Here is a 24137-nt window from a genome sequence, read left to right on the forward strand (position 1 = left end):
CGAGATCGACACCTCGAAAGTGTATGCGGAGCCACCGACATCGCCGGCTGGCGTTCGCTGGGCGCTGATCCGCCCCCTCCGAGCTTGCGGATCAGGTCAGGTGACCGGCCTTCTCCATCTGCCGCAGCTCGCGCTTGAGCTCCGACACCTCGTCGCGCAGGCGCGCCGCGAGCTCGAACTTCAGCTCGCCCGCCGCCTGCAGCATCTGACCGTTGAGGTCGCCGATGATCGCCTCGAGGTCGTTGCCGCCGTTGGCGGCGAGACCCTGGCGGCGCAGGTTGGGGGTGGGGCTCTTCTTCTTCGCGTCGCGGCCCGCGAGCAGCTTCGCCGTGTCGGCGCCCTCGCGGGCGAGGACCTCGGTGATGTCGGCGATCTTCTTGCGCAGCGGGGTCGGGTCGATCCCGTGCTCGAGGTTGTACGCCACCTGCTTCTCGCGCCGTCGATCGGTCTCGTCGATCGCGAGCCGCATCGAGTCAGTCACCTTGTCGGCGTACATGTGCACCTCGCCGGAGACGTTGCGGGCGGCGCGGCCGATGGTCTGGATGAGCGAGGTGGACGAGCGGAGGAAGCCCTCCTTGTCGGCGTCGAGGATCGCGACCAGCGAGACCTCGGGGAGGTCGAGTCCCTCGCGCAGCAGGTTGATGCCGACGAGGACGTCGTAGACGCCGGCGCGGAGCTCGGACAGCAGCTCGACTCGGCGGAGCGTGTCGACGTCGGAGTGGAGGTAGCGCACGCGGACGCCCGCCTCCGTGAGGAAGTCGGTGAGCTCCTCGGCCATCCGCTTGGTCAGGGTCGTGACCAGGATCCGCTCGTCGCGCTCGGTGCGGCGCTTGATCTCCTCGAGGAGATCGTCGATCTGGCCCTTGGTCGGCTTGACGACGATCTCGGGATCGATGAGGCCGGTGGGGCGGATGATCTGCTCGACGATGCCGTCGGCGATGCCCATCTCGTAGCGGCCCGGGGTCGCGGAGAGGTAGACGGTCTGACCTACGCGGTCCTTGAACTCCTCCCACTTCAGCGGGCGGTTGTCCATCGCGGAGGGAAGACGGAAGCCGTGCTCGACGAGCGTGCGCTTGCGGGACGCGTCGCCCTCGTACATCGCACCGATCTGCGGCACGGTGACGTGCGACTCGTCGATGACGACGAGGAAGTCGTCCGGGAAGTAGTCGAGCAGGCAGTGGGGGGCCTCGCCCGACTGGCGGCCGTCGATGTGGCGGGAGTAGTTCTCGATGCCGGAGCAGAAGCCGATCTGCTGCATCATCTCGAGGTCGAAGGTGGTGCGCATCCGCAGGCGCTGCGCCTCGAGGAGCTTGTTCTGCTTCTCGAGGTCGGACAGGCGCACCTCGAGCTCCTGCTGGATGGTGTCGATCGCCCGGTGCATGACATCCTGACTGGCGACGTAGTGCGAGCCGGGGAACACCGAGACGGAGTCGAGCTTGCGCACGATGTCGCCGGTCAGCGGGTGCAGCGTGTAGAGCGCCTCGATCTCGTCGCCGAACATCTCGATGCGGATCGCGAGCTCCTCGTACATGGGGATGATCTCGATCGTGTCGCCGCGGACGCGGAAGGTGCCCCGGGCGAAGTCGACGTCGTTGCGCGCGTACTGCATCGACACGAACTTGCGGATGAGTCGATCGCGGTCGACCCGCTGCCCGACCTGCAGGGCCACCATCGCCTCGAGGTACTGCTCGGGCTGACCGAGGCCGTAGATGCACGAGACCGTGGAGACGACGATGACGTCGCGGCGGCTGAGCAGGGAGTTCGTCGTCGAATGGCGCAGGCGCTCGACCTCGGCGTTGACCGAGCTGTCCTTCTCGATGAAGGTGTCGGTCTGCGGGACGTACGCCTCAGGCTGGTAGTAGTCGTAGTACGACACGAAGTACTCGACGGCGTTGTTCGGGAAGAGCTCGCGGAACTCGTTCGCGAGCTGCGCGGCGAGGGTCTTGTTGTGCGCCAGGACGAGCGTGGGCCGCTGCACGGCCTCGACGAGCCAGGCGGTGGTCGCGGACTTGCCGGTGCCGGTGGCGCCGAGGAGGACCACGTCGGTCTCGCCGGCGGTGATGCGCGCGCTCAGATCGGCGATGGCGCGGGGCTGGTCACCGCTCGGCTTGTATTCGCTGACGACCTCGAACGGGTGCACGGCACGGGTTGGCTCCATGAGTCGAAGCGTAGCCGCGACCACCGACACCCGACGCGGCGTGCGCTCCGGGCGAACGCCTCCCCCGCCGACACGCTCACTGCGTCCGGCTCAGCTCCGCCCACAGCTCGTCGGCGCGGGCGAGCGTCTGCTCCAGCGATCCGCTCGAGTCGAGGACGCGGTCGGCCAACGCGAGCCGCTCCTCGTCGCTCGCCTGAGCGGTGACGCGGGAGCGCGCCTCCGTCTCGCTGAGGCCTCTGAGGGCGATCAGCCTCTCGATGCGCGTCTGCTGCGGCGCGTGCACGACGACGACCTCGTCGAACTCGGCCGAGCCCCTGCCCTCGGCGAGCAGGGGGACGTCGTAGACGACGACCGCCGCCGGGTCCGCCGCACCCGCCTCGGCGAAGAGCCGCTGCGACCGCTCCGTCACCGCGGGATGGGTGATCGCGTTCAGATCGGCGCGCGCAGCGGCGTCCGAGAAGATCACCGCTCCGAGGGCCGCGCGGTCGAGCGTGCCGTCCTCACGGATCATCGGTGCCCCGAACCGCTCGGCGATGGCCTCGAGAGCGGGCTCCCCCGGTTCGACGACCTCGCGGGCGAGACGATCGGCGTCGACCACCACGGCTCCGTGCTCGGCGAGGCGGCGGGCGACGGTCGACTTCCCCGAGGCGATGCCTCCGGTCAGGGCTACGAGATGCACGCGGCCACCCTACCCAGCGCCCCCGGGAACGCCGAACGGCCGGCCCCCGAGGGGACCGGCCGTTCGTGGAGTGCACTCGATCAGTTGTTCGAGGACAGCTTCTCGCGCAGTGCGGCGAGCGACTCGTCATCGGCGAGGGTGCCGCCGGTGGTCGACTCGTTGGTGAAGCCGCCGCCGACCGAGACGCCCTCGGAGACGGTGGCCGCCTCCTCCTGCGACTTGGCGACCTGAGCCTTGTGGGCCTCCCAGCGGGCCTGCGCCGCTGCGTACTCGAGCTCCCAGGCCTCGCGCTGCGACTCGAAGCCCTCGCGCCACTCGTTGGTCTCCGGGTCGAAGCCCTCGGGGTACTTGTAGTTCCCCTGGTCGTCGTACTCGGTGGCCATGCCGTAGAGCGCCGGGTCGAACTCGGTGCCCTCGGGGTCGACGTTCTCGTTCGCCTGCTTGAGCGAGAGCGAGATGCGACGGCGGTCGAGGTCGATGTCGATGACCTTGACGAACACCTCTTCGCCGACCGACACGACCTGCTCGGCGAGCTCGACGTGCTTGCCCGACAGCTCGGAGATGTGGACGAGGCCCTCGATGCCGTCCGCGACGCGGACGAACGCACCGAACGGGACCAGCTTCGTGACCTTGCCCGGGGCGACCTGGCCGATCGCGTGGGTGCGGGCGAAGACCTGCCACGGGTCCTCCTGGGTCGCCTTGAGCGAGAGCGACACGCGCTCGCGGTCGAGGTCGACCTCGAGGATCTCGACGGTGACCTCCTGGCCCACCTCGACGACCTCGGAGGCGTGCTCGATGTGCTTCCAGGAGAGCTCGGAGACGTGGACGAGACCGTCGACGCCGCCGAGGTCGACGAACGCACCGAAGTTGACGATCGAGGACACGACGCCCTTGCGGACCTGACCCTTGTGCAGGTTGTTCAGGAACGTGGTGCGGCTCTCGGACTGCGTCTGCTCGAGGAGCGCACGGCGCGACAGGACCACATTGTTGCGGTTCTTGTCGAGCTCGAGGATCTTCGCCTCGATCTCCTGGCCGAGGTACGGCGTGAGGTCGCGGACGCGGCGCAGCTCGATGAGCGAGGCCGGAAGGAAGCCGCGGAGGCCGATGTCGACGATGAGCCCGCCCTTGACGACCTCGATGACCGAACCGGTGACGACACCGTCGGACTCCTTGATCTTCTCGACGTCGCCCCATGCGCGCTCGTACTGCGCACGCTTCTTCGAGAGGATCAGGCGACCCTCCTTGTCCTCCTTCTGCAGGACGAGGGCTTCGACGCTGTCGCCCACGTTGACGACCTCGGAGGGGTCGACGTCGTGCTTGATGGAGAGTTCGCGCGAGGGGATGACGCCCTCGGTCTTGTAGCCGACGTCGAGGAGGACCTCGTCGCGGTCGATCTTCACGACGGTGCCTTCGATGAGGTCTCCGTCGTTGAAGAACTTCAGAGTCTTTTCGACCGCGGCAAGAAAGTCTTCAGCAGACCCGATGTCGTTGATCGCGACCTGCTTGGCTGCCTTTTCGGTCGTTGCGGTTGTCATTAAAGGGATGCTCCAGGATGGATGGGTATCGGGCGGCGGGCACCGGCGCGGCTCTCGACGCGACCGAGTGGTGACCACCGCGGTGTATGAGGGGATGTGCCGTCGTCCGGCGGCGGCTCCGACGCGACCGGGCCGTGACCCGGAGCCTCTTCGCACGCCGTGGCACGGCGGCGCCACAAACGTGACGGTCAAGCCTATCGAACCCGGGAGCGCAGTGGCAATCGCCCGCGGTTCCGCTCGGAGCGATCCGGGAGCGGCACTCCCGGACAGGATCAGGACGCGAGACTCGCGCGCAGAGTGTCGAGGCCGACCCCGCCGAGATCGAGGGCGCGGCGGTGGAACGCCGCGAGCGAGAACGCGTCCCCCTCGCGGGCCGCGGCGTCGTCGCGCAGCTGCTCCCAGATCCGCTGGCCGACCTTGTAGGACGGCGCCTGTCCCGGCCAGCCCAGGTAGCGGTTCACCTCGAAGCGGATGAACGCGTCGTCCATGTTCACGTTCCGCCTCATGAAGGCGAGGGCCGACTCCGCGGTCCAGATCTCGTCCGTCCCCGGCATCCGCTTGCCCAGGTGCACGCCGATGTCCAGGACCACGCGCGCGGCGCGCATCCGCTGGCCGTCGAGCATGCCGAGGCGGTCGGCCGGGTCGTCGAGGTAGCCGAAGCCCTCCATGAGCCGCTCGGCGTAGAGCGCCCAGCCCTCGGCGTGACCCGAGCTGCCGGCGAGCTGCCGCCGCCAGGTGTTCAGGCTCGCCCGGTTGTACACGGCCTGACCCACCTGCAGGTGGTGACCGGGGACGCCCTCGTGGTAGACGGTCGTCAGCTCCCGCCAGGTGGCGAACTCGGTGACGCCCTCGGGCACCGACCACCACATCCGTCCCGGACGCGCGAAGTCGTCGCTCGGGCCGGTGTAGTAGATCCCGCCCTCGTGCGTCGGCGCGATGAGGCACTCGAGCCGCAGAAGCTCCTCGGGGATGTCGAACGCCGTCTCCGCGAGCTCGCGGACGGCGCGGTCGCTCGTCTCCTGCATCCAGCGCTGCAGGGCGTCGACGCCGTGCAGCGTGCGGGACGGGTCGGCGTCGAGGTGGGCGATGGCCTCGGCGACCGAGGCGCCGGGCAGGATCTCCCGGGCGATCGCCTCCTGCTCGGCCGTCATGCGGGCGAGCTCCTCGATCCCCCACTCGTAGGTCTCGTCGAGGTCGACGACCGCTCCGAGGAAGCGGCGGGACTGGAGTGCGTAGTGCTCGCGGCCGACGGCGTCCTGCTCGCTCGCGGCGGGATCGAGCTCGCTGCGGAGGAATCGCTCGAGCTCGCCGTAGGCGGCGGCGGCGCGCCTCGCGCCCTCCTCGAGCCGACCGGCGAGCGAGGCGGGCAGGGATCCCTCGGCCGGCGCCGCGTCGGCGGCGAGCTCGGCGAAGAAGCCGCGGGGCGCCGCGACCTTCGCGGCCTGCTCGGCGACGAGGCCGACCTGGCGACGTGCGGGGACCACTCCCCTGCGGATGCCTTCGCGCAGGGTCTCGGCGTACCCGGTGAGCGCGGAGGGCAGGGCGTGGAGGCGCTCGGCGACGTCCTCCCAGTCGCTCACCTCGGCGGTGGGCATGAGATCGAAGACATCGCGCAGCTCCTGCGCCGGTGAGGCGATGACGTTGAGATCGCGCAGCGGCAGACCCGCCTCGTGCGCCTCGAGCGCCAGCCGGAGCTCCGCACCGAGATCGGCGACGGTGACGCGGTCGACGGCGTCGACGGGGGCTGCGGCCTCCAGCTCCGCCAGCGCGGCCGCCGTCGCGGCACGGGAGCGCTCGAGTCCGTCCGGCGACAGATCGGCGAGGCCTCCCCCCGGCCGTCCGAGCCAGGTCCCCACCGCGGGGTCGAGCTCGACGAGGGTGTCGACCCAGCGCTCGGCGACCTGGTCGACGGCGGAGGGCTCACGGGGATTCGCAGTCATGCTCCGAGCCTAGCCAGGACGCGTGGGCGCCCGTCGCGAGCCGTCAGTGCGCGGCGGCGTCCCAGTTCGCCCCGTGCCCGACCTGGACCTCGAGCGGGACCGACAGATCCGCGGCGTGCGCCATCCGGTTCCTCACGACCGCCTCGAGGGCCTCCTCCTCGCCGGGGGTGACATCGAAGATCAGCTCGTCGTGCACCTGGAGGAGCATCCGCGAGCCCAGGCCCTGCTCGTCGAGATCGGACTGCACGCCGATCATCGCGATCTTCATGATGTCGGCGGCGGAGCCCTGGATCGGCGAGTTCAGGGCCGCGCGCTCGGCGTTGTCGCGCAGCACGCGGTTGGCGCTCTGCAGGTCCGGGAACGGCCGGCGGCGGCCGAAGATCGTCTCGGTGTAGCCCGTCTCGCGCGCCTGCTCGACGACGCTGCGCAGGTAGTCGCGCACCGCGCCGAAGCGGACGAAGTAGTCGGTCATCAGCTGCTTGGCCTCGGCGCTCGAGATCCGGAGCTGCTTCGACAGGCCGAAGGCGCTGAGTCCGTAGGCCAGACCGTAGGACATCGCCTTGACCTTGTTGCGCATCGCCGAGGTGACGTCGCCGGGCTCGACGCCGAAGATCCGCGACCCGACGAAGCGGTGCAGGTCCTCGCCGCTGTGGAACGCCTCGATGAGCCCGGCGTCGCCCGAGAGGTGCGCCATGATCCGCATCTCGATCTGCGAGTAGTCCGCGGTGAGCAGGGTGCTCGCGTCGTCGCTGTGCACGAACGCGGTGCGGATCCGGCGCCCGACCTCGCTGCGCACCGGGATGTTCTGCAGGTTGGGATCGTTCGAGGAGATGCGGCCGGTGGCCGTCCCTGTCTGGTCGTAGCTGGTGTGGATCCGCCGGTCGGGCGTCACCGACTTCTCGAGGGTCTCGATGATCTGCTTGAGCTTGGTCGCGTCCCGGTGCTCGAGCAGGAGGCCGAGGAACGGGTGCGGGTGCGACTCCTGCAGGTCGGCGAGAGCGGAGGCGTCGGTCGTGTAGCCCGTCTTCGTCGCCCGGGTCTTCGGCATCGCGAGCTCCTCGAAGAGGACCTGCTGGAGCTGCTTCGGCGAGCCGAGGTTCATCTCGTGGCCGATCTCGGCGAACGCGCGGCTCGCGAGGTCGGCGGACGTCGTGGTCAGCTCGCCGCGGAGCCGCGCGAGCACCTCGGGATCGATCGCCACGCCGGTCAGCTCGACGGTCGCGAGGACCTGCACGATCGGCAGCTCGATGTCAACGAGGACCGACAGCATGCCCTCGCCGAGCATCTCGGTGAGGACGCCGACGAGGCGGAACGCGTACCACGCCTCGGTCGCGGAGCTCATCGGCTCGACGGTCGGCACGAGCTGGTTCGGGTCGCCCTGCGCCATCGTCTCGTCGAGGTACTGCGAGACCTGCGCGGGCAGCGTCGCCGCGTGGCCCGTGGGCTGCAGGAGCCACGCCGCGATGCGGGTGTCGAACGCCAGGCCTGCGACCGGGAGGCCGGCGGTGCGCAGCGCCTTCACCTGCGGCTTCGCGTCGGCGAAGTACTTGGGCGCGTCGCTCGCCAGCCACTGCTCGAGGCCCGTGTAGTCGGGGCGGTCGGCCGCCCAGGGGACGAACGCCGACTCCTTCTCGACCGACAGGCCGATGCCCTCGAGGCCGTCGGGGCCGACCTGCGCCTGGACGGCGACGGGGGTCGTGCCCTTGGCCGAGACCGTGTCGAGCCAGTGCGCGAGCTCCTCGTCGACCATCGTCCGCACCGCGGGCGCCGCGGTCGTGACGGTGTCGCCGGCGAGCGCGGCGGCCGCTCCCTCGACGCCCTCGTCGGCGGCGATCGTGAGGACGCGCTCCTGGAGGGTCTTGAACTCCAGGCGCGAGAAGATCTCGCGCACCGCGTCGGGGTCGATCGGCTGCCGGGCGAGGTCGGTCGGGCCCAGCGGCAGCTCGACGTCGGTGACGAGGCGGTTCAGCCTGCGGTTGCGGAGGGCGTTCTCCTTCTGCTCGCGCAGCTTCTCTCCGACGACGCCCTTGATCTCGTCGGCGTGGGCGATGATGTCGGCGACCGTGCCGTACTGGTTGACCCACTTCGCCGCGGTCTTCGGCCCGACCTTGTCGACCCCGGGCAGGTTGTCGCTCGTCTCGCCGACCAGGGCCGCGATCTCGGGGTACTGGTGGGGCTCGACGCCGTACTTCTCGAACACCTTGTCGCGGTCGTAGCGGGTGAGCTGCGAGACGCCCTGCGTCGACGGGTAGAGGAGGGTGACGTCGGGCGTGACGAGCTGGATCGTGTCGCGATCACCCGAGACGACGAGCACCCGGTAGCCGGCCTCCGCGCCCTGCTTCGCGAGAGTGGCGAGGATGTCGTCGGCCTCGAAGTCCTCCTTCGAGACGGTGCGGATGTTCATCGCGTGCAGCGCCTGCTCGAGGAGCGGGACCTGCCCCTTGAACTCGGGCGGGGTCTCTCCGCGGGTTCCCTTGTACTCGGGGTACTCGCGGGTGCGGAACGAGTAGCGCGAGATGTCGAACGCGACGCCGAGGTGGGTCGGCTTCTCGTTCTTCAGCAGCAGGATCAGCATCGACAGGAAGCCGTGGATGGCGTTCGTGTGCTGGCCGTCGCGGGTCTGGAAACTGTCGACCGGGAGCGCGTAGAACGCCCGGAACGCCAGGGAATGGCCGTCGACGAGCAAGAGGGTAGGCTGTTCCGGATCTGACACACGGCAAGACTACACAGCGCCTCCGACACCGGATCCGGACGGTTCCGAGCCGCTGGTCGAGGGCCTCGCAGGACGCGACGACGAGGAGATCCGTGACCGACTCAGCCCCCCTCGACACCTCCTGGGTCCGGCCCCCCGCGATCGACCTCGTGGCCGGGATCGGCCGCGGGATGGGAGAGCTCGCCGAGCGGATGGGCATCGTCTGGCACGAGCTCTCGCCGCAGCACTCCGTCGCCTCCATGCCGGTGGAGGGCAATCGCCAGCCCGTCGGGATCCTGCACGGCGGGGCGCACGTCGTGCTGGCCGAGTCGATGGGCTCGATCGCCGCGAACATCCACGCGGGCGAGGGCCGGATCGCGATGGGGATCGAGCTGAACGCGAGCCACAGCCGCTCGGTCCGCTCCGGCTTCGTCATCGCCACCTGCGACGCGATCCACCTCGGGGGAACGCTGGCGACCCACGAGATCGTCGTCCGCGACGAGGCCGGGCGCCGCCTCTCGACGGTGCGGATCACCAACATCCTGCGCTGACCCGACCGGCCGCGGCTCCGTCCGCAAGCCCCGGTCGTGTCGCAGTCCGGAGCCTAGGCTCGCTGCGTGACCTTCCGCGACCTCCTCAAGAGCCTCCCGTCCATGCCCTCCGAGCTGCCGTCCTTCGACGCCGACGCCGCACCGGACGAGCCGCTCGACCTGTTCGGCCGGTGGCTGCAGGAGGCCGCGACCGCCGGCCAGCTGCTCCCCCACGGCGCCACCCTCTCGACGGCCGGCGCCGACGGCCGGGTCGGCGCCCGGGTGCTCGTCCTGAGGAACGTCGACGAGCAGGGCTGGGCCTTCTCCACCCATGCCACGAGCCCCAAGGGGCGGGAGATGGAGGAGAACCCGCACGCCGCGCTGACCTTCTTCTGGCCCGTGCAGGGGCGTCAGGTCCGCGTCGAGGGACGGATCGTGCGCGGCTCCGCGGCCGAATCGGCCGAGGACTTCCGCCGCCGATCGGAGGCGGGCCGCACCGCGCTGCTCGTCGGACGGCAGAGCGAGCCGATGGCGACCGCCGCCGACTTCGACCTCGTCACGCTGCAGACCAGCGTCGCCGTCGGCTGCTCCCCCGCGACGATCGACCGCGAGTGGGCCGTCTACCGCGTCGTGCCGGAGCGGATCGAGTTCTGGCAGGGCTCCTCCGCGCCCGAGCAGGACCACGTCCGCCTCGAGTACCGCCCGGGAACGACGGAGGCGGGCGGCTCCCCGTGGGAGCGCACCCGCCTCTGGCCGTGATCGGGGCTGCCGCCCCGGCGGCTACTTCTTCGGACTGAGCTGCTCGATGATCGCCTGGGCGACGTCGTGCATGGTGAGACGGCGGTCCATCGACGCCTTCTGGATCCAGCGGAACGCCTCGGGCTCGGTGAGGCCCATCTTCTCGTTGAGCAGGCCCTTGGCCCGGTCGACGAGCTTGCGGGTCTCGAAGCGCTCGACCATGTCGGCCACCTCGGCCTCGAGGGTCAGGATCTGGGCGTAGCGCGAGAGGGCGATCTCGATCGCGGGCAGCAGGTCGTTCGGGGTGAACGGCTTGACCACGTAGGCCAGCGCGCCCGCCTCGCTCGCCCGCTCGACGAGCTCCTTCTGGCTGAACGCCGTGAGGAGGACGACCGGCGCGATGTGCGCCTTCGAGAGGCGCTCGGCGGCCGAGATGCCGTCCAGCTGGGGCATCTTCACGTCCATGATCACCAGGTCGGGCCGGAGTTCGGTGGCGAGGGCCACGGCGGTCTCGCCGTCGCCCGCCTCACCCACGACCTCGAAGCCGTTGTCGCGGAGGATCTCCACGATGTCGAGGCGGATGAGCGATTCGTCTTCGGCGACGACGACCCGACGGGGTGCGGTCGGCGCGGTTTCCTGGTCTGTCACGCCGATGAGCCTACGGTATTCTCGACGGGCTCGTGATGAGCCGGTGTGGCGGAATGGCAGACGCGGGGCACTCAAAATGCTCTGTCCGAGAGGGCTTGTGGGTTCGAGTCCCACCACCGGTACCGCCCGATCGCGGGCCTCATCGGGGTCCGCTAGCGTCGTCGGATGACCGCCGCGGCTCCTCTCTGGCCCCTGTTCGATCTGGTGCTGCGCACTCCCAGGCTGGAGTTGCGTCCGGTGCGGGACGAGGATCTCCCCGGTCTCGCGGCCGCGGCGCTCGCCGGGATCCACGAACCGGGGCGCTCGCCGTTCCCGGCTCCGTGGGCCGAGGCGCCCGCCGATGAGCTGCCCGCGAACCTCGCCCGCTACCACTGGTCGCTCCGCGCAGAGACCACGCCGGACACCTGGAGGGTCGCGTTCGCCGTCATCGAGGACGGGGTCGTGATCGGCTGCCAGGACCTCCTGGCCGACCGGTTCGCGGCCACGCGCTCCGTCGCCTCCGGCTCGTGGCTCACCCTGTCGGCTCACGGCCGGGGTCTCGGCCGGGAGATGCGGGCGGCCGTGTTGATGCTGGCGTTCGACCACCTCGGGGCGGAGGTCGCCGAGAGCAGTGCACTGGCGTGGAACACCGCCTCGATCCGCGTGTCGACGGCGCTCGGCTACGAGCGCAACGGCAGCAGCCGCACGGTCGGCGCCGACGGAGCAGGTGTCGAGGAGACGCGGTTCCGCGTCACTCGGAGGACCTTCGTCCGACCCGCGTGGGCCCTCGACGTCGAGGGCGTCGAGGCCGCACGCAGGTGTCTGCTCGGCTCCGCAGCCGATTAGACGCGGGTCAGGCTCCTCCGCAGCCCGCCGCCCGGGTGCCCGCGCCGCAGGATCCCGCGGCGCCGCAGGATCGGGACGAGCTCGTCGAGCATCCGGTGCAGCGTCACCGGGTGGAAGTCCCCCGAGAACGCGATTCCGTCGTTGTCGGCGTCCTCGCCCAGCTCCTCGATGAAGTCGGCGATCTCCTCCGCGGTGCCGACGAGACCCCGCCGGTCGGCGACGAGCCCCAGCCTGGCCTTCGCGGTCAGCAGCTCGCGCAGCGGCGCGTCGGGGCCGGCCGAGCCGTAGAGGCCCGAGATGCTCCCCCGAGAGACGTGCCCGCCGAAGACGGCCGGATCGATCGGCCGATCGAGGTCGAGCGCGGTGAGGTCGGTCTCGAGGTCGCTCGAGTAGGCGGAGGCGAGGGCGAGCAGAGCGGTCTCGTCCGGCTGGGCGGACGCGACGACGAGCCGCTCCGCCTCCTCCCGGCTCGAGACGACGATCGGCTTCACGACGAAGAGGACGGTCAGATCGTCGGGGTCGCGTCCGTGCGACGCCGCTGCGGTTCGCGCCCGCTCCCGGTAGGCGCGCACGGTGGCGACGTCGAGCGAGGCCAGCGCCAGTTGGACGTCGGACTGCGCGCCGGCGAAGTCGATGCCGCGGGGCGATCCTCCGGGAGAGACGACGACGGGCTCGCCCGTCTCGAACGGCAGCGCGTTCAGCGGGCCGTCGAAGGAGTAGTGCTCCCCGCGGTGGCGGACCGGGCGCAGGCGCGTGCCGTCGGCGAAGAGCCCGGTCGCGGCGTCCTGGAGGAGCGCGCCGTCGTCCCAGCTGCGCCACAGCTCGCGGATCGAGTCGAGCCACTCGTGCGCCCGGTCGTAGGCGCGGTCGTGCGGCAGCGGGTCGAGTCCGAAGTGGCGGCTGCTGCCCACATCGGTCACGACGTTGATGCCGAGTCGGCCCCCGCTGAGGTGCTGCAGCGTCGAGAACTGGCGGGCCGCCTGGTATGGGCTCCACGCCATCGGGTTCACGGTCGGCGCGACGCCCAGGTGCCGCGTCGCCTCGAACAGGTACGGCGCGAGCAGGAGCGGGTCGTGCTTGGGTCCGCCGTAGGCGCGGCGCACCCGCAGGTCGAGGGTGTCGGCACTGCCCAGCGACAGCGCGTCCTCGATGATCACGAGGTCGAAGCCGGCCTGCTCGAGCTCGCGCGCGCTCTGCCGGTAGAGCTCGGGCTCCGTCCAGCGGCGGTCCCAGTCCCAGTCCGGCCGCCCCCACGCCTGCGGTCCGAAGCCGCGGGAGAGGAACCACGCGAAGTGCTGCAGGCGGCTCACGACGCCGCCGCCAGCACGAGCGGAACGGCCGAGGCGAGGAGACCTGCCTCCAGGTCGTCGATCAGGTCCTCGACGTCCTCGATGCCGATGGAGAGCCGCAGCAGGCCCGGTCCGATGCCGGCCGCCTCGCGCTCCTGGACTGTGCGCCGGGTGTGGGTCGTGCTGGCGGGGTGCAGGACGAGCGAGCGCACGTCGCCGAGGTGCGTCATCCGCGTGAACAGACCGAGGGCGTCCGTGAACCGCCGTGCCGCCTCCACTCCCCCGCGCAGGGTGAAGGAGAAGACCGAGCCCTGACCACGCGGCAGGTACCGCCGCGCGAGGTCGTGCGACGGGCTGGAGGCCAGGCCGCTGTAGTCCACGCTCTCGACCTCGGGCCGCGCCTCGAGCCACTGGGCGATCCGCAGCGCGCTGCGCGACTGGTGCCGTACGCGCAGCGACAGCGTCTCGAGCCCCTGCTCGAGGAGGAACGCGGTGAGCGGGGAGACGGTCGGACCCATCCGTCCGGCGACGACGTCGCGGGCGTAGTCGAGGAACGCCCGCTCGGGGCCGGTTCCGGCGACGGCGAGGTGCGGGAACCGGGCGGCCTCGGCGCGCCAGTCGAAGCGGCCCGCATCGACGACGGCACCTGAGATGACCGCGCCGTGGCCCGCCAGGAACTTGCTGGCGGAGTGCACCACGACGTCCGCCCCGTGCTCGATCGGACGGAGCAGGTACGGGGTGGCGAAGGTGTTGTCGACGACGAGGGGCACGCGGTGGAGGCGCGCGACGTCGGCGACGAGCCGCAGGTCCACCACGTCGTTCCGCGGATTCGGGATCGACTCGACGAGCACCGCCCGGGTCCGCGGGGTGATCGCGTCCTCCCAGGCCAGCGGGTCGTCGGCGTCCTCGACGAAGGTCGTGGTGATGCCCAGGCGTGCCAGGTTCTCGAGGAGCAGGTTCCGGGTGCCCTCGTAGAGGCTCGCCGCGGCGACGACGTGCTCGCCGGCCGAGACGAGGGCGAGCAGGGCGACGGAGAGCGCCGCCTGGCCGCTGCCGACGAGGAGCGCCCCGGATCCGCCCTCGAGCGCGGCGAGACGGCGCTCGACCGCATCCGTCGTCGGGTTGCCGACCCGGGTGTAGGTGTAGCCGTCGGCGCCGGCGAAGCGGTCGCGCGCGTCGTCGAACGAGTCGAAGCTGAAGCCCGCGGTGAGATAGATCGGGGTGCGCCGGGCGTGGAGCGCGTCCTCGGCCGTGCCCGCGTGCAGCTGGCGGGTCGAGAACCCCCAGGCGTCCGTCCGCTCGCTCATCCCGTTCCGCCTCCCGCCCCGTCCCTCGGGGTGCCCCACGATGACACGGGGGCGCTCCGCGGGTGGCGGAGGTTACCCGGCATGACGCTCACAGCACCGGCCCACCGCTCTGCGCCAGGCTGTCGGCGGTGCCGTCGGCGCCGGAGGGCGGACACATGGCAGGCGCACGCGGGATCACGGTCCCCACTCTCGGGCTGGCCTCGGAGCGGGGCAGAGAGCCCGGGAGACCGGCCGTCGGTCGAGGCCGGCGCTTCGTCGACCTGGTGCGGCTCGCGCGGCGCAACGGCCTGCTCCCCTGGACGGATCTGGACTTCGGCACGGAGCCGTCCCGCTCGGCGCTGCGCCGCGAGCAGGCGGAGGGTCTCCGCAGTGCTCTCGAGGAGGCGGGCGGTGCCTTCGTCAAGCTCGGCCAGCTGCTCTCCACCCGATCGGATCTGCTGCCCGAGGAGTGGGTGAGCGCCCTCTCCGCTCTGCAGCGCGATGTGGAGCCGGCCCCGTGGCCCGCGGTGCGGGCGGAGCTCGAGGCGGCGTTCTCCGGTCCGCTCGAGCGCGTCTTCTCCTCGTTCGAGGAGGTGCCGGTGGCGGCGGCCTCGATCGGCCAGGTCCATCGCGCCCGCCTGCACGGCGGACGGCTCGTCGCGGTGAAGGTGCTCCGCCCCGGGATCGCCCCGGAGGTGCGCCGCGACGTCGACGTCGCGCTGCGCGCCGTGCGGGTGATCGAGCGCGCGTCACCGCAGGCTCGGCAGCTCGGGATGCGCGCGATCGCCGAGCAGTACGGCGCCGACCTGATCCGCCAGCTCGACTTCCGCCTGGAGGCGCTGAACCTGCAGGCCCTGCGCGCGGTGCAGGCGCGGTCGCCGCGCTCCGACGAGCTGGTCCTGCCCGAGCTCGTCGAGGAGCTCTCCGACCACCGCGTGCTGGTGATGGACTTCATCGAGGGCGAGACGCTCACGTCGGTGACCGCCAGGGGCGGGGAGTCGCCCCTGGTCCTCGAACCCGCCCTGCGGTCGGTCCTTCGCGCCTTCGTGCGGCAGGTCGTGCTCGACGGCGTCTACCACTCCGATCTGCACCCCGGGAACATCCTGCTGCTGCCGGACGGCCGCGCCGCCCTCGTCGACTTCGGATCCGTCGGGCGGCTGGACCGCGAGCTGCGCGAGCGCGCCCAGGATCTGCTGATCGCCTACCTGCAGTCCGACAACCGCGCGTTCGCGGATGCGCTGCTCGGTGTGGCCTCGCTCGAGGAGGGCGCGGACGAGGACGCGTTCCGGCGGGAGCTGAGCGCCTTCCTGACCCTCGAGCTCGGGCCAGGAGCGCGCGTCGACGTCGCGACCGTGGACGCCCTCGTGAAGGTCGTCACCGCGTACGGGCTGGCGGTTCCCGCGGAGGTCGTCGCTGCGGGACGCGGAGCAGCGGTCCTCGAGGGCACCCTCCGATCGACCGTCCCGCAGATCGACCTGCTCGACGAGGCGAAGGCGCTCGCCGCCGAGCAGATCCGCGACCGCCTGGCTCCGACCGCCCTGCGCGACACGCTCGCGAGCGAGGCGCTGGGGCTGCTGCCGGGCCTGCGGCGCCTCCCGCGCCGACTCGAGCGGATCGGCGCCGCCGTCGAGGACGGGGAGCTCACGGTCAACATCCGCGTCCTCGCCGATGACAGGACGCGACGCCTGGTGGCGGCGGCGGTCCGCCAGACGCTGCTCGTCGCGGTCGGCGCCGTCGGCGGAGTCACCGCACTGGGCTACCTGACGTCCCCCGGTGCGGGCGGCGGAGTGCTCGACGCCGCGACCGTCGGCACCTGGCTCGGCGCGGGCTCGCTGGTCGCGCTCGCCGCGGCGGCGGTGGACGTGGTGCGCAGCCGCCGCTGACGACGCACGGGGCGGATCACCAGAACATCGTGCCCGGGGCCCCCTTGAAGGGACCGACGACGCGGGAGGTGATCCAGCCGCCGTAGAAGTCGCCCGGCTGCGGCTGGACGGTCTCGCCGTCGACCGTGCAGGAGTCCATCCGACCCGGGTAGAGCGCGACCGTGCCGCGCAGCTCCTCGAAGCCCGCCCTCGGCTCCGGGTAGGTCCAGCCGGCGCTCTCGGCCACCGCCGAGCCCCCTCGCACGCTCAAGTAGGACGCAGCGCCCTTGAACTCGCAGACGCTGCGGCCCGGCGCGGGCTCGAGCGCCCCGTCGACGAACGCCTCTCGCGGGAGGTAGTAGACGGGCGGATGGCTGGTCTCGAGGACGCGGAGCGCCTCGCGGCTCTCGGCGACGACCACGCCGCCGAGGCGGACGATCACGTGCTCGGAGGTGGGCTCGACCCGCGGGGGCCTCGGGTAGTCCCAGACGGATTCCTGGCCCTCAGCGGGCGGTACGCGCTTCATCCCTCCACGCTACGCGCCGTCCGCCCGAGGTCGCGGAGTACCCGGCGAACGCCCGGCGGGTCCGCGTCCGGCGACCGCGGATCACCGCCGGGGCGGCACGCGGGGCCCGCGGTCGCGTAACGTCGTCCTTGCGCCGGACCCCCCGAGACCGTGCGCAGAAGGATCCAGCGTGCCCACCGAATGCATCCACGGCCTCGACATCGCGCTCTGCGACGTCTGCTCCCCCGCCAAGGCCCCCGAGCCCGCGGCCGGGCGCACGCGCACCCCTGCGCGCGTTCCCGGGACCTCCCGTGCGGCCACCGCGCGAGCGGCGGCACGGGGCACGGCCCGCGAGAAGCCGCTGCCCAAGGTCGACATCGCCGCGCAGCGCATCTACCACGTCACGCACATCGACAACCTGGCCGCGATCGTGGCCGCGGGCGCCATCATCGCCGACGAGCAGCTGCCCGAGCGCCCCGCGATGGACGTCAGCGCCGAGACCACGCGCGAGCACCGCCGCGCCGTGCAGGTGCGCGACGGAGCGAGCGTCGCCGGGTTCGTCCCCTTCTTCCTCTCCCCCGACGCCGCGCTCTGGGCCGATCTGCGCGGGGAGCGCGTCGCTCCGCACTGGTCGCCCCGCGCGCACGACACGACCGCGTCGCAGTACGTCGTCCTCGTCGGGTCGCTGGCCTCGGCTCCGGTGCTCAGCGACGGCGATGCCTCGCACGTCCTCACCCGCTTCACCGAGGGCGACGCCCTGGTGCGCACCTTCGCGCGCCTGCTCGTCGACGAGCCCGCTCTCCGCAGCGCCGAGGCGCTCGTGCCCGAGCGGTTCCCGCTCGAGGAGATCGCGGTCGTCGGAGTCCCGTCGGTGACGACGCGCAACAAGGTCAAGGCGCTCTTCGAGGGCAGCTCCGCCTCGCCCCGGGTCGCGGTCTACCCGCCGTGGTTCCACCCGGTGGCCGAGGAGGAGTGACCCCTCAGGCGCCGGACTGCAGGTCGATGCGCTCCGAGAGGTAGCGCTCGATCGGCATCAGCCCCTGCTCGCCGAGTCCCGGTGCCCAGCGCACCATGACGTCGTGGCCGCGCACCGCCAGCGGCTCCGGGTCCGCGAGCAGCCCGTCCGCGTCCAGCGCCAGCCTCCGCCAGCCGTAGTTGACGATCTCCCCCTCGCGGAACGGGCCGTCGAAGGCGGCGCGACGGATCTCGCGGCGCGCCTCCTGCGACTCCGATTGGTTGTTGGCGTGCAGCGGTGCGACCGCACGCGTCACCGAGCCGGTGGCGAAGAGTGCGCCGGAGCGATCGAGCAGCAGGACGCCGACCCGCCAGGCGCGCGTCACCGGGGCCATCACCGGTGCGCGGCGGAAGCCGAGGATCGCCCTCGGGCGCCGCAGCTCGGCCAGAGCCTGGTCCTCGGCTCCGCGCGCCTCGAGCTCGGCGACCGCCGAGACCAGCACCTCGGCGAGCCGGGCGGCGGCCCTGATCGCCTGCGTCGCGTCCGTCATGCGCCTCCTCCGTGCGTCGTCACCAGCCTAGAACGGGTGGCACGCGCGCTCCGAATCGCACAGCCCGGTCCGCGCGCCCGGCTACGATCGCCTGACGACAGCGAGGGAGGACGAGCGATGCGCGTCATCATGATGGGGCCGCCCGGCGTGGGCAAGGGCACTCAGGCGGCGATCCTGGCCGGCTCGCTGGGCGTGCCGGCGATCTCGACAGGAGAGCTGTTCCGCGCGCACGTCGCCGATGGGACCGACCTCGGCAGGCGTCTGCGGACCATCGTCGAAGCCGGGCAGTACGTGCCGGACGAGATCACGAACGCTCTGGTCGCCGAACGGCTGGACGAGGCCGACGCGCACGACGGCTTCATCCTCGACGGCTATCCCCGCACCCTCGCCCAGGTCGGCGAGCTGGACCGGATGCTCGAGGAGCGCGGTGCGGAACTGGCGCGGGTGGTGCTGCTGACCGCCGCCACCGACACGGTGGTGGGCCGGCTGCTCTCGCGCGCCGCCCAGCAGAAGAGGGCCGACGACGACGCCGAGGTGATCCGTCACCGGATCTCGGTCTACGAGCAGGAGACGGCACCGCTCGAAGAGGTCTACGCCGACGCGGGACTGCTCGTGCGGGTCGACGGGAGCGCCGACCAGGACGAGGTCGCCCGGCGGGTGGCCGCGGCGTGCCGGACGGAATGACCGGTCACGCCGCGGCGACGGCTCAGATCGCCGAGGCGAGGACCTCGTCGAGCTTGGCCGAGGCCTCCTCGTCGGTGCCCTTGAGCGCGAGCGACAGCTCGGACACCAGGATCTGACGGGCCTTCAGCAGCATGCGCTTCTCGCCGGCCGAGACTCCGCCGGCCTGCTCGCGGCGCCACAGGTCGCGGACGACCTCGCTGACGCGGTAGACGCTCCCGCTGGCCATCTTCTCCTGGTTGGCCTTGAAGCGGCGGGACCAGTTGCTGGCCTCCTCCGCGACGTCGCTGCGCAGGACGTCGTAGACGGCCTGGACACCGGCGTCGTCGATGATCTCGCGGACGCCGACGAGCTCGGCGTTCTCGACGGGCAGGGTGATCGTGAGCTCGCTGGTGTGCACGTTCATCGTCATGAACGTCTTCTCGACGCCCTTGACCGAGCGCTTCTCGAGCCCGGTGATCGTCACCGCTCCGTGGTGCGGGTAGACCAGGGTCTCGCCGACCTCGAATGTCATCATGTCGTGCCTTTCATCGTGGGGCCTTCAGTGGGAGGAACAGGGGATCCGAGCGGCGCATCGGCCAGCCACGGGGGAAGGAGGGCGACGAGTTGCTCGACGAGCTCCTCGTCGGTGCCGTCGAGGGAGCCGGCGAGCCACGCTCCGACGACGGCGAGCACGCCGCCGGCCGCGAAGGTCGCGGTGAGCTCCGGGTCGACGCTCGCGGGGACGTCCACGCGGCCGAGCACCTCGCGGTGCAGGGCCAGGACGGTGTCGAGCACGGCGTCGTCGGAGGCGACGCGTGCCGAGGCGCGGGCGCGCAGCCGTGCGTGGAAGGCGTGGCGGTCGACGAGCCGCTCGACGAGGCGCGCGTAGCCGCGGCGCAGAGCCGTCGCTCCGGTGCGGTCCTCGGCGTCGCCCTCGGCGACCTCGGCGACGACGAGGTCCTCGCGCAGCAGTGCGGAGGCGACGGCGGCCGCGTCCTCGAAGTGCGCGTAGAAAGAGCTGCGGCTGATCCCGGCCTCGCGGACGATGTCGCTGACGGCGATGCCCTCGGTGCGCTCCTCTGCGTCGTGCATCACGAGGCGCTCGACGGCGTCGAAGACGCGGCGGCGGGTGCGTCGCGCCCGAGGATCGGCCGAGGTGGGCATCGAGGAGGGACCCGCTCCGTGCAGGGAGGCGACGCGAGCGGAAGTCATCGACATCAGTCTACCACTTCCCGGACAGGTGTTCGGGAGTCGGGAGCAGAGGGTCCTGCCGTCAGCCGCGGTGCGCCTCCTCGAGTCGACCGAGGCGCGTCCTCGCCGCGCGCTCACTGGGCGAGAGGCGACCGAGGTGGAGCTCCAGTCCCCGCATCAGGAGCCGGTTGGCCGTGATCGCCGGCCACCAGGGGCGGCGGAGCCCGAGCAGCCGACGGACCTCCGGGCGGAGGGAGGCGACGGCACCGGCGAAGAGCAGCGGGTAGACGACGCCGGCCTCGCCCGGGAGGCGGATGTCCCGGAGGAACCCGACGGCCTCGCGGACCCGCTCGTCCGGCTTCAGCTCGGCCGCGAAGCCCGTGAGCTGCTGCCGGAGCTCGGCGACGCTCTCGGGCGGGTTCGGCACGCCGAGCAGACGGCCGGACTCGGCCCACTCGCGCACGTAGGCGTCGGGGCCGCCGGGGATCGGACGTCCCCAGATCTCGTGGGTGCTGAGGAAGGCGTCGGTGAAGGCGTCGTGCACCCAGAGCAGCAGGCGCGGGTCCTGAGCCGAGTAGGGGCGCTCCGCGCCGGCCGCGTCCTCGTAGGTGCCCGTGATCCGCTCGTGCACGCCGGTCACCCAGCGAGCGGCCCCGGTGGCGGCGGCGCGGTCACCGAAACTCGTCGTGAGCACCCAGCGGACGGTGTTGTCCAGCCGCCCCATCGGGTCCTCGCGGTACGTCGAGTGGTCGTGGACCCCCGCCATGGCGCCCGCGTGCAGCGTCTGCATCAGCAGCGCCCTGACGCCGGCGATCATCGTCGGCATCGCGCCGTTGACCGCCCACACCGCACTCCCGGGACCGAAGAGCCCGGGACCTTCGCCCTGCTCGAGTGCGACGACCCAGTCGGGGCGGGGACGGGGTCGGCGGGAGCTCATCCGGCCAGTGTGCGCTCGCCCCCTGTGCCGCGGCTGTCTGTCACCCTTCCGGCCGAACGCGCCTCGCTACTCGGCCAGCAGCTCGCGCAGATCCTCGGCCGTCAGCGCCTGCGCGAACAGCTCGCCGTCGTCCAGGACGGCCGCGCCGAGACGGGCCTTGCGCTCCTTCAGCCGCACGATCTTCTCCTCGATCGTGTCGAGGGCGACCAGCCGGTAGACGTTGACCCGGCGCTGCTGCCCGATGCGGTGCGCCCGATCGACGGCCTGGGCCTCGGCCGCCGGGTTCCACCAGGGGTCCAGGATGAAGACGTGGTCCGCCTCCGTGAGGGTGAGGCCGGTGCCTCCCGCCTTGAGACTGATCAGGAACACCGGCGCGTCGCCCGAGCGGAACGACTCGACGACTCCCGCCCGGTCGCGCGTCGACCCGTCGAGCTGCACGAACGGCACCCCGCGCGCCCGCAGCCGCTCCGCCGCCCGCTCAAGGTACGACGTGAAGGTGCTGAACACGAGCGCGCGCCGACCCTCGGCCAGCACGTCGTCGAGCTGCTCCAGCAGTGCGTCGAGCTTGGCAGAGGGGACGTGCCGGTAGGAGGAGTCGACCAGGGAGGCGTCCAGCGCCAGCATCCGCAGCAGGGTGAGCGAGCGGAAGACGGTGAACCGCTGCCGGTCGAGGTCCTCGACCAGGCCCAGCAGCTTGCGCCGCTCGCGCTGGAGGTAGCCGTCGTACAGCACGCGGTGGGCCGGCGCGAGGGTCACCTCGATCGTCTGCTCCTGCTTCTCGGGCAGCTCGGGTGCGACCGCCTCCTTCGTCCGGCGCAGGAGGAACGGGCGCACGCGTCGGCGCAGGCGCTCGAGCCGGCGGCGAGCCCCCTCCTCCTGCGAGACGGTCCTGCCCTCGGACAGGTCGGGCGACGCGATGCCGAGAGGCGCGTCCGCGTGCTGGATCGGCCGGGTGTACTCCTCCTGGAACCGGCGTAGCGGGGGCAGGAGGCCTGGCGCTGTCAGAGCGAGGATCGACCAGAGCTCGTCGAGCGAGTTCTCGAGCGGAGTGCCGGTCAGCGCGAGGACGATGGGCGCGCCGAGCGAGCGAGCCGCCCGGTGGGTCTGCGACGCGGGGTTCTTGACGAACTGGGCCTCGTCGAGGACCAGGGCGGACCACGTCCGCGCCGCCCACTCCTGAGCTGCCAGGCGCAGGACGGCGTAGCTGGTCAGCACGAGATCGGCGTCGTCGGGGACGCCCGAGACTCCGGTCCGCGTGCTCGAGACCGTGTGCACGCGCAGCCCCGGAGCGAAGCGCGCCGCCTCGGAGGCCCAGCCGGGCACTACCGAGGTCGGGGCGACCACCAGGAACGGCGCGCACCGCTCCCCCGCCGAGCGCGCCTGCTCGACGGCTTCCAGCATCATCGCGAGGGCCTGCAGCGTCTTGCCGAGGCCCATGTCGTCCGCGAGGATCCCGCCGAGGCCGTGCCGTCGGCGGTGGACGAGCCACGAGTACCCCTCCTGCTGGTAGGGACGGAGCTCGGCGCGCAGGCTCTCGGGAGCGGCGACGTCTGCCGGCACCCCGGCGGCCAGCGCCTGCTGCAGGACCCGCCGCCACGCGTCCGAGGCGACGCTCTCGTCGGCGAGCTCCTCCAGCTCCTCCCACAGCGCCGTCTGGTGCCGACCGAGCCGCGGCCCCGTCTCCCACTCGTCGAGCTGGTCGGCGCGGTTCAGCAGCTCGCGCAGGCGGTCGAGACCCGGATGGGCGAGCGAGAGGTAGGAGTGGTCGACGAGCCGCACGCGGTCGCCTCCGGCCGAGAGAGCGCGGAACAGCGGGAGGAACGGCACGCTGACGTCGCCGATCCTGACGACGACGGCGAGGTCGAACCAGTCGGCGTCCGCGGTGTCGACGGCGGTCACCGTGAGGGTGAGGTCGCCGTTCAGGAGCCGGTAGTCGGGCGGGACGCCCTCGCGCTCCACCCGGACCCCGCCGACCTCCTCGAGACGCGGGAGGTGCTCGACGACGAACACCGCGGCGTCCGCTCCGCGCAGGAGCACCCCGGCGGCGAGGTCGGGGACGAGCGGGGATCCGGCGTCGGCGAGCACGGCGGTCGCGCGCCGCAGGATCGCGGCCTCGAGGAACCCCGTGCCCGCTTCGTCGATCTCGCTCGAGCGATCCGCGCTGCGCCGCCAGCGCCAGCCCACCCGCACCGCGCGGCGGGGCTCGAACGATACCGCGCAGACCAGCCTCGGCGGCTCCGGCTCGTCGATCTCGACGCCCGGCCCGCTCGGTCGGACGGCGACCCTGCCGCGCAGGGCGGGGAGGTGGTCGCGGAGGAACTCGGCGACGTCCTCCTCGGGCACGCTCGTCTCCTCCGGGTGCCGGAGCAGCCGCAGCTCCTCGTCCTCCAGTGCTGCCGCGGCCGGCGCGAGGAGCAGTGCGGACGGATCCCCGCCCTCGACGACGTAGACGCCGTGGCGGGCGAGCGGGCGCGCCTCGTCGAGCGGCCGGTCCTCCTCGCCGAGGCGGAGGACCGGTCGCAGCTCGAGCGCTCCGGACCGGTCGGTCGCGAGGAGCGCGACGTGCGCCGCGGGGCCGAGGCGCACGGCTCGGCGATCCGGCGCGAGGAGGGGTATCCCGAGGGAGGGAGCCTGCTCGAGCAGGCGCCAGAGCAGCGGGCTCTCGTAGTCGTCGAGGTGGATCCAGTCGGGGTCCTGCCCGAGGTGCACGGTCCGCGTCGCACGGTGCAGAGCGGCGAACTCCGCGAACCAGCGCTGGTGGGCCGGATCGAGCGAGAGGCGGTGCGTCTGGAAGTTCAGCGACTTCCAGGTGAGCGTCGAGCGGTTCCAGGCTCCGCCGCGCCCCGGGACGACGGGACGCGTGGCGAGCCGGTGGTCGTCGCGGGCGGCGGTGTCGTAGTCCTTCGGTCCGACCCGCTCGCTCGTCGGCGCGCGCCACGGATCGTCGGCGCGACGCACGAGACGACGCAGCTCGAACTGCAGCCCGATCGGAGTGAGCGGCCCGGCGACGGCCTCGGGCCGCTGCTCCGAGCCGCTGAGCTCGCCGAGACGGGCGCGCCAGGCGGACGGGAGCGGTTCGGGAGGCACGGCCCCATGCTCCCACGGCCCTCCGACACGCTCGCCGGTCCCCCGCAGGACGGCGGCGGCGAGGAGA

At 72.1% G+C, this 24137-nt stretch carries 20 protein-coding genes and 1 tRNA gene; 7 read left to right on the top strand and 14 right to left on the bottom strand.

The genetic code is table 11. The annotated features are described in order from the left end of the window. Positions 1 to 91 precede the first annotated feature (91 nt). The 5 genes from uvrB to polA all read right to left on the bottom strand — a co-directional run bounded on the left by uvrB (position 92) and on the right by polA (position 9025). Positions 92 to 2158, bottom strand: a complete 2067-nt coding sequence (gene uvrB / locus AC0CID_RS04310; protein WP_207402625.1) for an excinuclease ABC subunit UvrB — start codon at positions 2156 to 2158, stop codon at positions 92 to 94. A 76-nt stretch (positions 2159 to 2234) separates the two neighbouring features. Beyond that, positions 2235 to 2837 carry a dephospho-CoA kinase gene (coaE, locus tag AC0CID_RS04315; protein ID WP_465225889.1) on the bottom strand — a complete coding sequence of 201 codons (603 nt, stop codon included), beginning with the start codon at positions 2835 to 2837 and terminating at the stop codon, positions 2235 to 2237. 80 nt (positions 2838 to 2917) lie between these two features. Continuing rightward, the gene (rpsA, locus tag AC0CID_RS04320; protein WP_207402627.1) at positions 2918 to 4372 is read right to left on the bottom strand and encodes a 30S ribosomal protein S1; all 1455 of its coding nucleotides are present in this window, start codon (positions 4370 to 4372) and stop codon (positions 2918 to 2920) included. Positions 4373 to 4644: 272 nt separating this feature from the next. Continuing rightward, positions 4645 to 6312, bottom strand: a complete 1668-nt coding sequence (locus AC0CID_RS04325; RefSeq protein WP_207402628.1) for a DUF885 domain-containing protein — start codon at positions 6310 to 6312, stop codon at positions 4645 to 4647. Positions 6313 to 6355: 43 nt separating this feature from the next. Next, positions 6356 to 9025, bottom strand: coding sequence for a DNA polymerase I (gene polA / locus AC0CID_RS04330; protein ID WP_465225890.1), 2670 nt, complete (start codon positions 9023 to 9025; stop codon positions 6356 to 6358). Positions 9026 to 9117: 92 nt separating this feature from the next. On the opposite strand from polA, the gene AC0CID_RS04335 reads away from it, so the two are divergent. Continuing rightward, positions 9118 to 9555: a PaaI family thioesterase gene (locus AC0CID_RS04335; RefSeq protein ID WP_465225892.1), complete on the top strand. Its 438-nt coding sequence runs from the start codon at positions 9118 to 9120 to the stop codon at positions 9553 to 9555. A gap of 66 nt (positions 9556 to 9621) precedes the next feature. Next, positions 9622 to 10293 carry a pyridoxine/pyridoxamine 5'-phosphate oxidase gene (locus AC0CID_RS04340; protein ID WP_465225893.1) on the top strand — a complete coding sequence of 224 codons (672 nt, stop codon included), beginning with the start codon at positions 9622 to 9624 and terminating at the stop codon, positions 10291 to 10293. A 21-nt stretch (positions 10294 to 10314) separates the two neighbouring features. On the opposite strand, the gene AC0CID_RS04345 is transcribed toward AC0CID_RS04340, so the two are convergent. Then, positions 10315 to 10920, bottom strand: coding sequence for an ANTAR domain-containing response regulator (locus AC0CID_RS04345; protein WP_055791910.1), 606 nt, complete (start codon positions 10918 to 10920; stop codon positions 10315 to 10317). 39 nt (positions 10921 to 10959) lie between these two features. On the opposite strand from AC0CID_RS04345, the gene AC0CID_RS04350 reads away from it, so the two are divergent. Next, a tRNA-Leu gene (locus AC0CID_RS04350) sits at positions 10960 to 11042 on the top strand. Positions 11043 to 11085: 43 nt separating this feature from the next. After that, positions 11086 to 11745, top strand: a complete 660-nt coding sequence (locus AC0CID_RS04355; RefSeq protein WP_465225894.1) for a GNAT family N-acetyltransferase — start codon at positions 11086 to 11088, stop codon at positions 11743 to 11745. On the opposite strand, the gene AC0CID_RS04360 is transcribed toward AC0CID_RS04355, so the two are convergent. Together AC0CID_RS04360 and AC0CID_RS04365 are read right to left on the bottom strand one after the other, a co-directional pair. Continuing rightward, entirely contained in the window at positions 11742 to 13055 is a 1314-nt protein-coding gene (locus AC0CID_RS04360) for an NtaA/DmoA family FMN-dependent monooxygenase (protein WP_465225895.1), read from the bottom strand. The two genes, AC0CID_RS04355 and AC0CID_RS04360, sit on opposite strands and share 4 nt — an antisense overlap. Beyond that, positions 13052 to 14341 carry an O-acetylhomoserine aminocarboxypropyltransferase/cysteine synthase family protein gene (locus AC0CID_RS04365; protein ID WP_465225896.1) on the bottom strand — a complete coding sequence of 430 codons (1290 nt, stop codon included), beginning with the start codon at positions 14339 to 14341 and terminating at the stop codon, positions 13052 to 13054. The genes AC0CID_RS04360 and AC0CID_RS04365 overlap by 4 nt, the downstream gene beginning before the upstream one ends. A gap of 155 nt (positions 14342 to 14496) precedes the next feature. Here AC0CID_RS04365 and AC0CID_RS04370 point away from each other — a divergent pair, with 155 nt between their 5' ends. Then, complete coding sequence (locus tag AC0CID_RS04370) at positions 14497 to 16203, top strand: ABC1 kinase family protein (protein ID WP_465225897.1); 1707 nt, start codon at positions 14497 to 14499, stop codon at positions 16201 to 16203. A 16-nt stretch (positions 16204 to 16219) separates the two neighbouring features. On the opposite strand, the gene AC0CID_RS04375 is transcribed toward AC0CID_RS04370, so the two are convergent. Continuing rightward, positions 16220 to 16708: a DUF427 domain-containing protein gene (locus tag AC0CID_RS04375; protein ID WP_207402635.1), complete on the bottom strand. Its 489-nt coding sequence runs from the start codon at positions 16706 to 16708 to the stop codon at positions 16220 to 16222. A gap of 169 nt (positions 16709 to 16877) precedes the next feature. On the opposite strand from AC0CID_RS04375, the gene AC0CID_RS04380 reads away from it, so the two are divergent. Further along, positions 16878 to 17663: a DarT ssDNA thymidine ADP-ribosyltransferase family protein gene (locus tag AC0CID_RS04380; protein WP_251942563.1), complete on the top strand. Its 786-nt coding sequence runs from the start codon at positions 16878 to 16880 to the stop codon at positions 17661 to 17663. Positions 17664 to 17667: 4 nt separating this feature from the next. Here the strand turns inward: AC0CID_RS04380 and AC0CID_RS04385 are convergent, their stop codons facing one another. Then, positions 17668 to 18192, bottom strand: a complete 525-nt coding sequence (locus AC0CID_RS04385) for a hypothetical protein (RefSeq protein ID WP_465225898.1) — start codon at positions 18190 to 18192, stop codon at positions 17668 to 17670. 117 nt (positions 18193 to 18309) lie between these two features. Here AC0CID_RS04385 and AC0CID_RS04390 point away from each other — a divergent pair, with 117 nt between their 5' ends. Further along, positions 18310 to 18876: an adenylate kinase gene (locus tag AC0CID_RS04390; RefSeq protein ID WP_207402638.1), complete on the top strand. Its 567-nt coding sequence runs from the start codon at positions 18310 to 18312 to the stop codon at positions 18874 to 18876. A 22-nt stretch (positions 18877 to 18898) separates the two neighbouring features. On the opposite strand, the gene AC0CID_RS04395 is transcribed toward AC0CID_RS04390, so the two are convergent. From AC0CID_RS04395 to AC0CID_RS04410, 4 genes are all read right to left on the bottom strand, one after another. Beyond that, positions 18899 to 19387, bottom strand: coding sequence for a CarD family transcriptional regulator (locus AC0CID_RS04395; RefSeq protein WP_068257183.1), 489 nt, complete (start codon positions 19385 to 19387; stop codon positions 18899 to 18901). Beyond that, entirely contained in the window at positions 19387 to 20067 is a 681-nt protein-coding gene (locus AC0CID_RS04400; RefSeq protein WP_207402639.1) for a TetR/AcrR family transcriptional regulator, read from the bottom strand. The genes AC0CID_RS04395 and AC0CID_RS04400 overlap by 1 nt, the downstream gene beginning before the upstream one ends. A gap of 61 nt (positions 20068 to 20128) precedes the next feature. Next, on the bottom strand, positions 20129 to 20983 hold the full coding sequence (locus AC0CID_RS04405) for an oxygenase MpaB family protein (protein WP_207402640.1): 855 nt from the start codon (positions 20981 to 20983) through the stop codon (positions 20129 to 20131). A 66-nt stretch (positions 20984 to 21049) separates the two neighbouring features. Further along, positions 21050 to 24070: a DEAD/DEAH box helicase gene (locus tag AC0CID_RS04410; protein WP_465225899.1), complete on the bottom strand. Its 3021-nt coding sequence runs from the start codon at positions 24068 to 24070 to the stop codon at positions 21050 to 21052. Between the last annotated feature and the right edge of the window lie 67 nt (positions 24071 to 24137).

Source organism: Rathayibacter sp. AC451 (genome assembly GCF_979253095.1).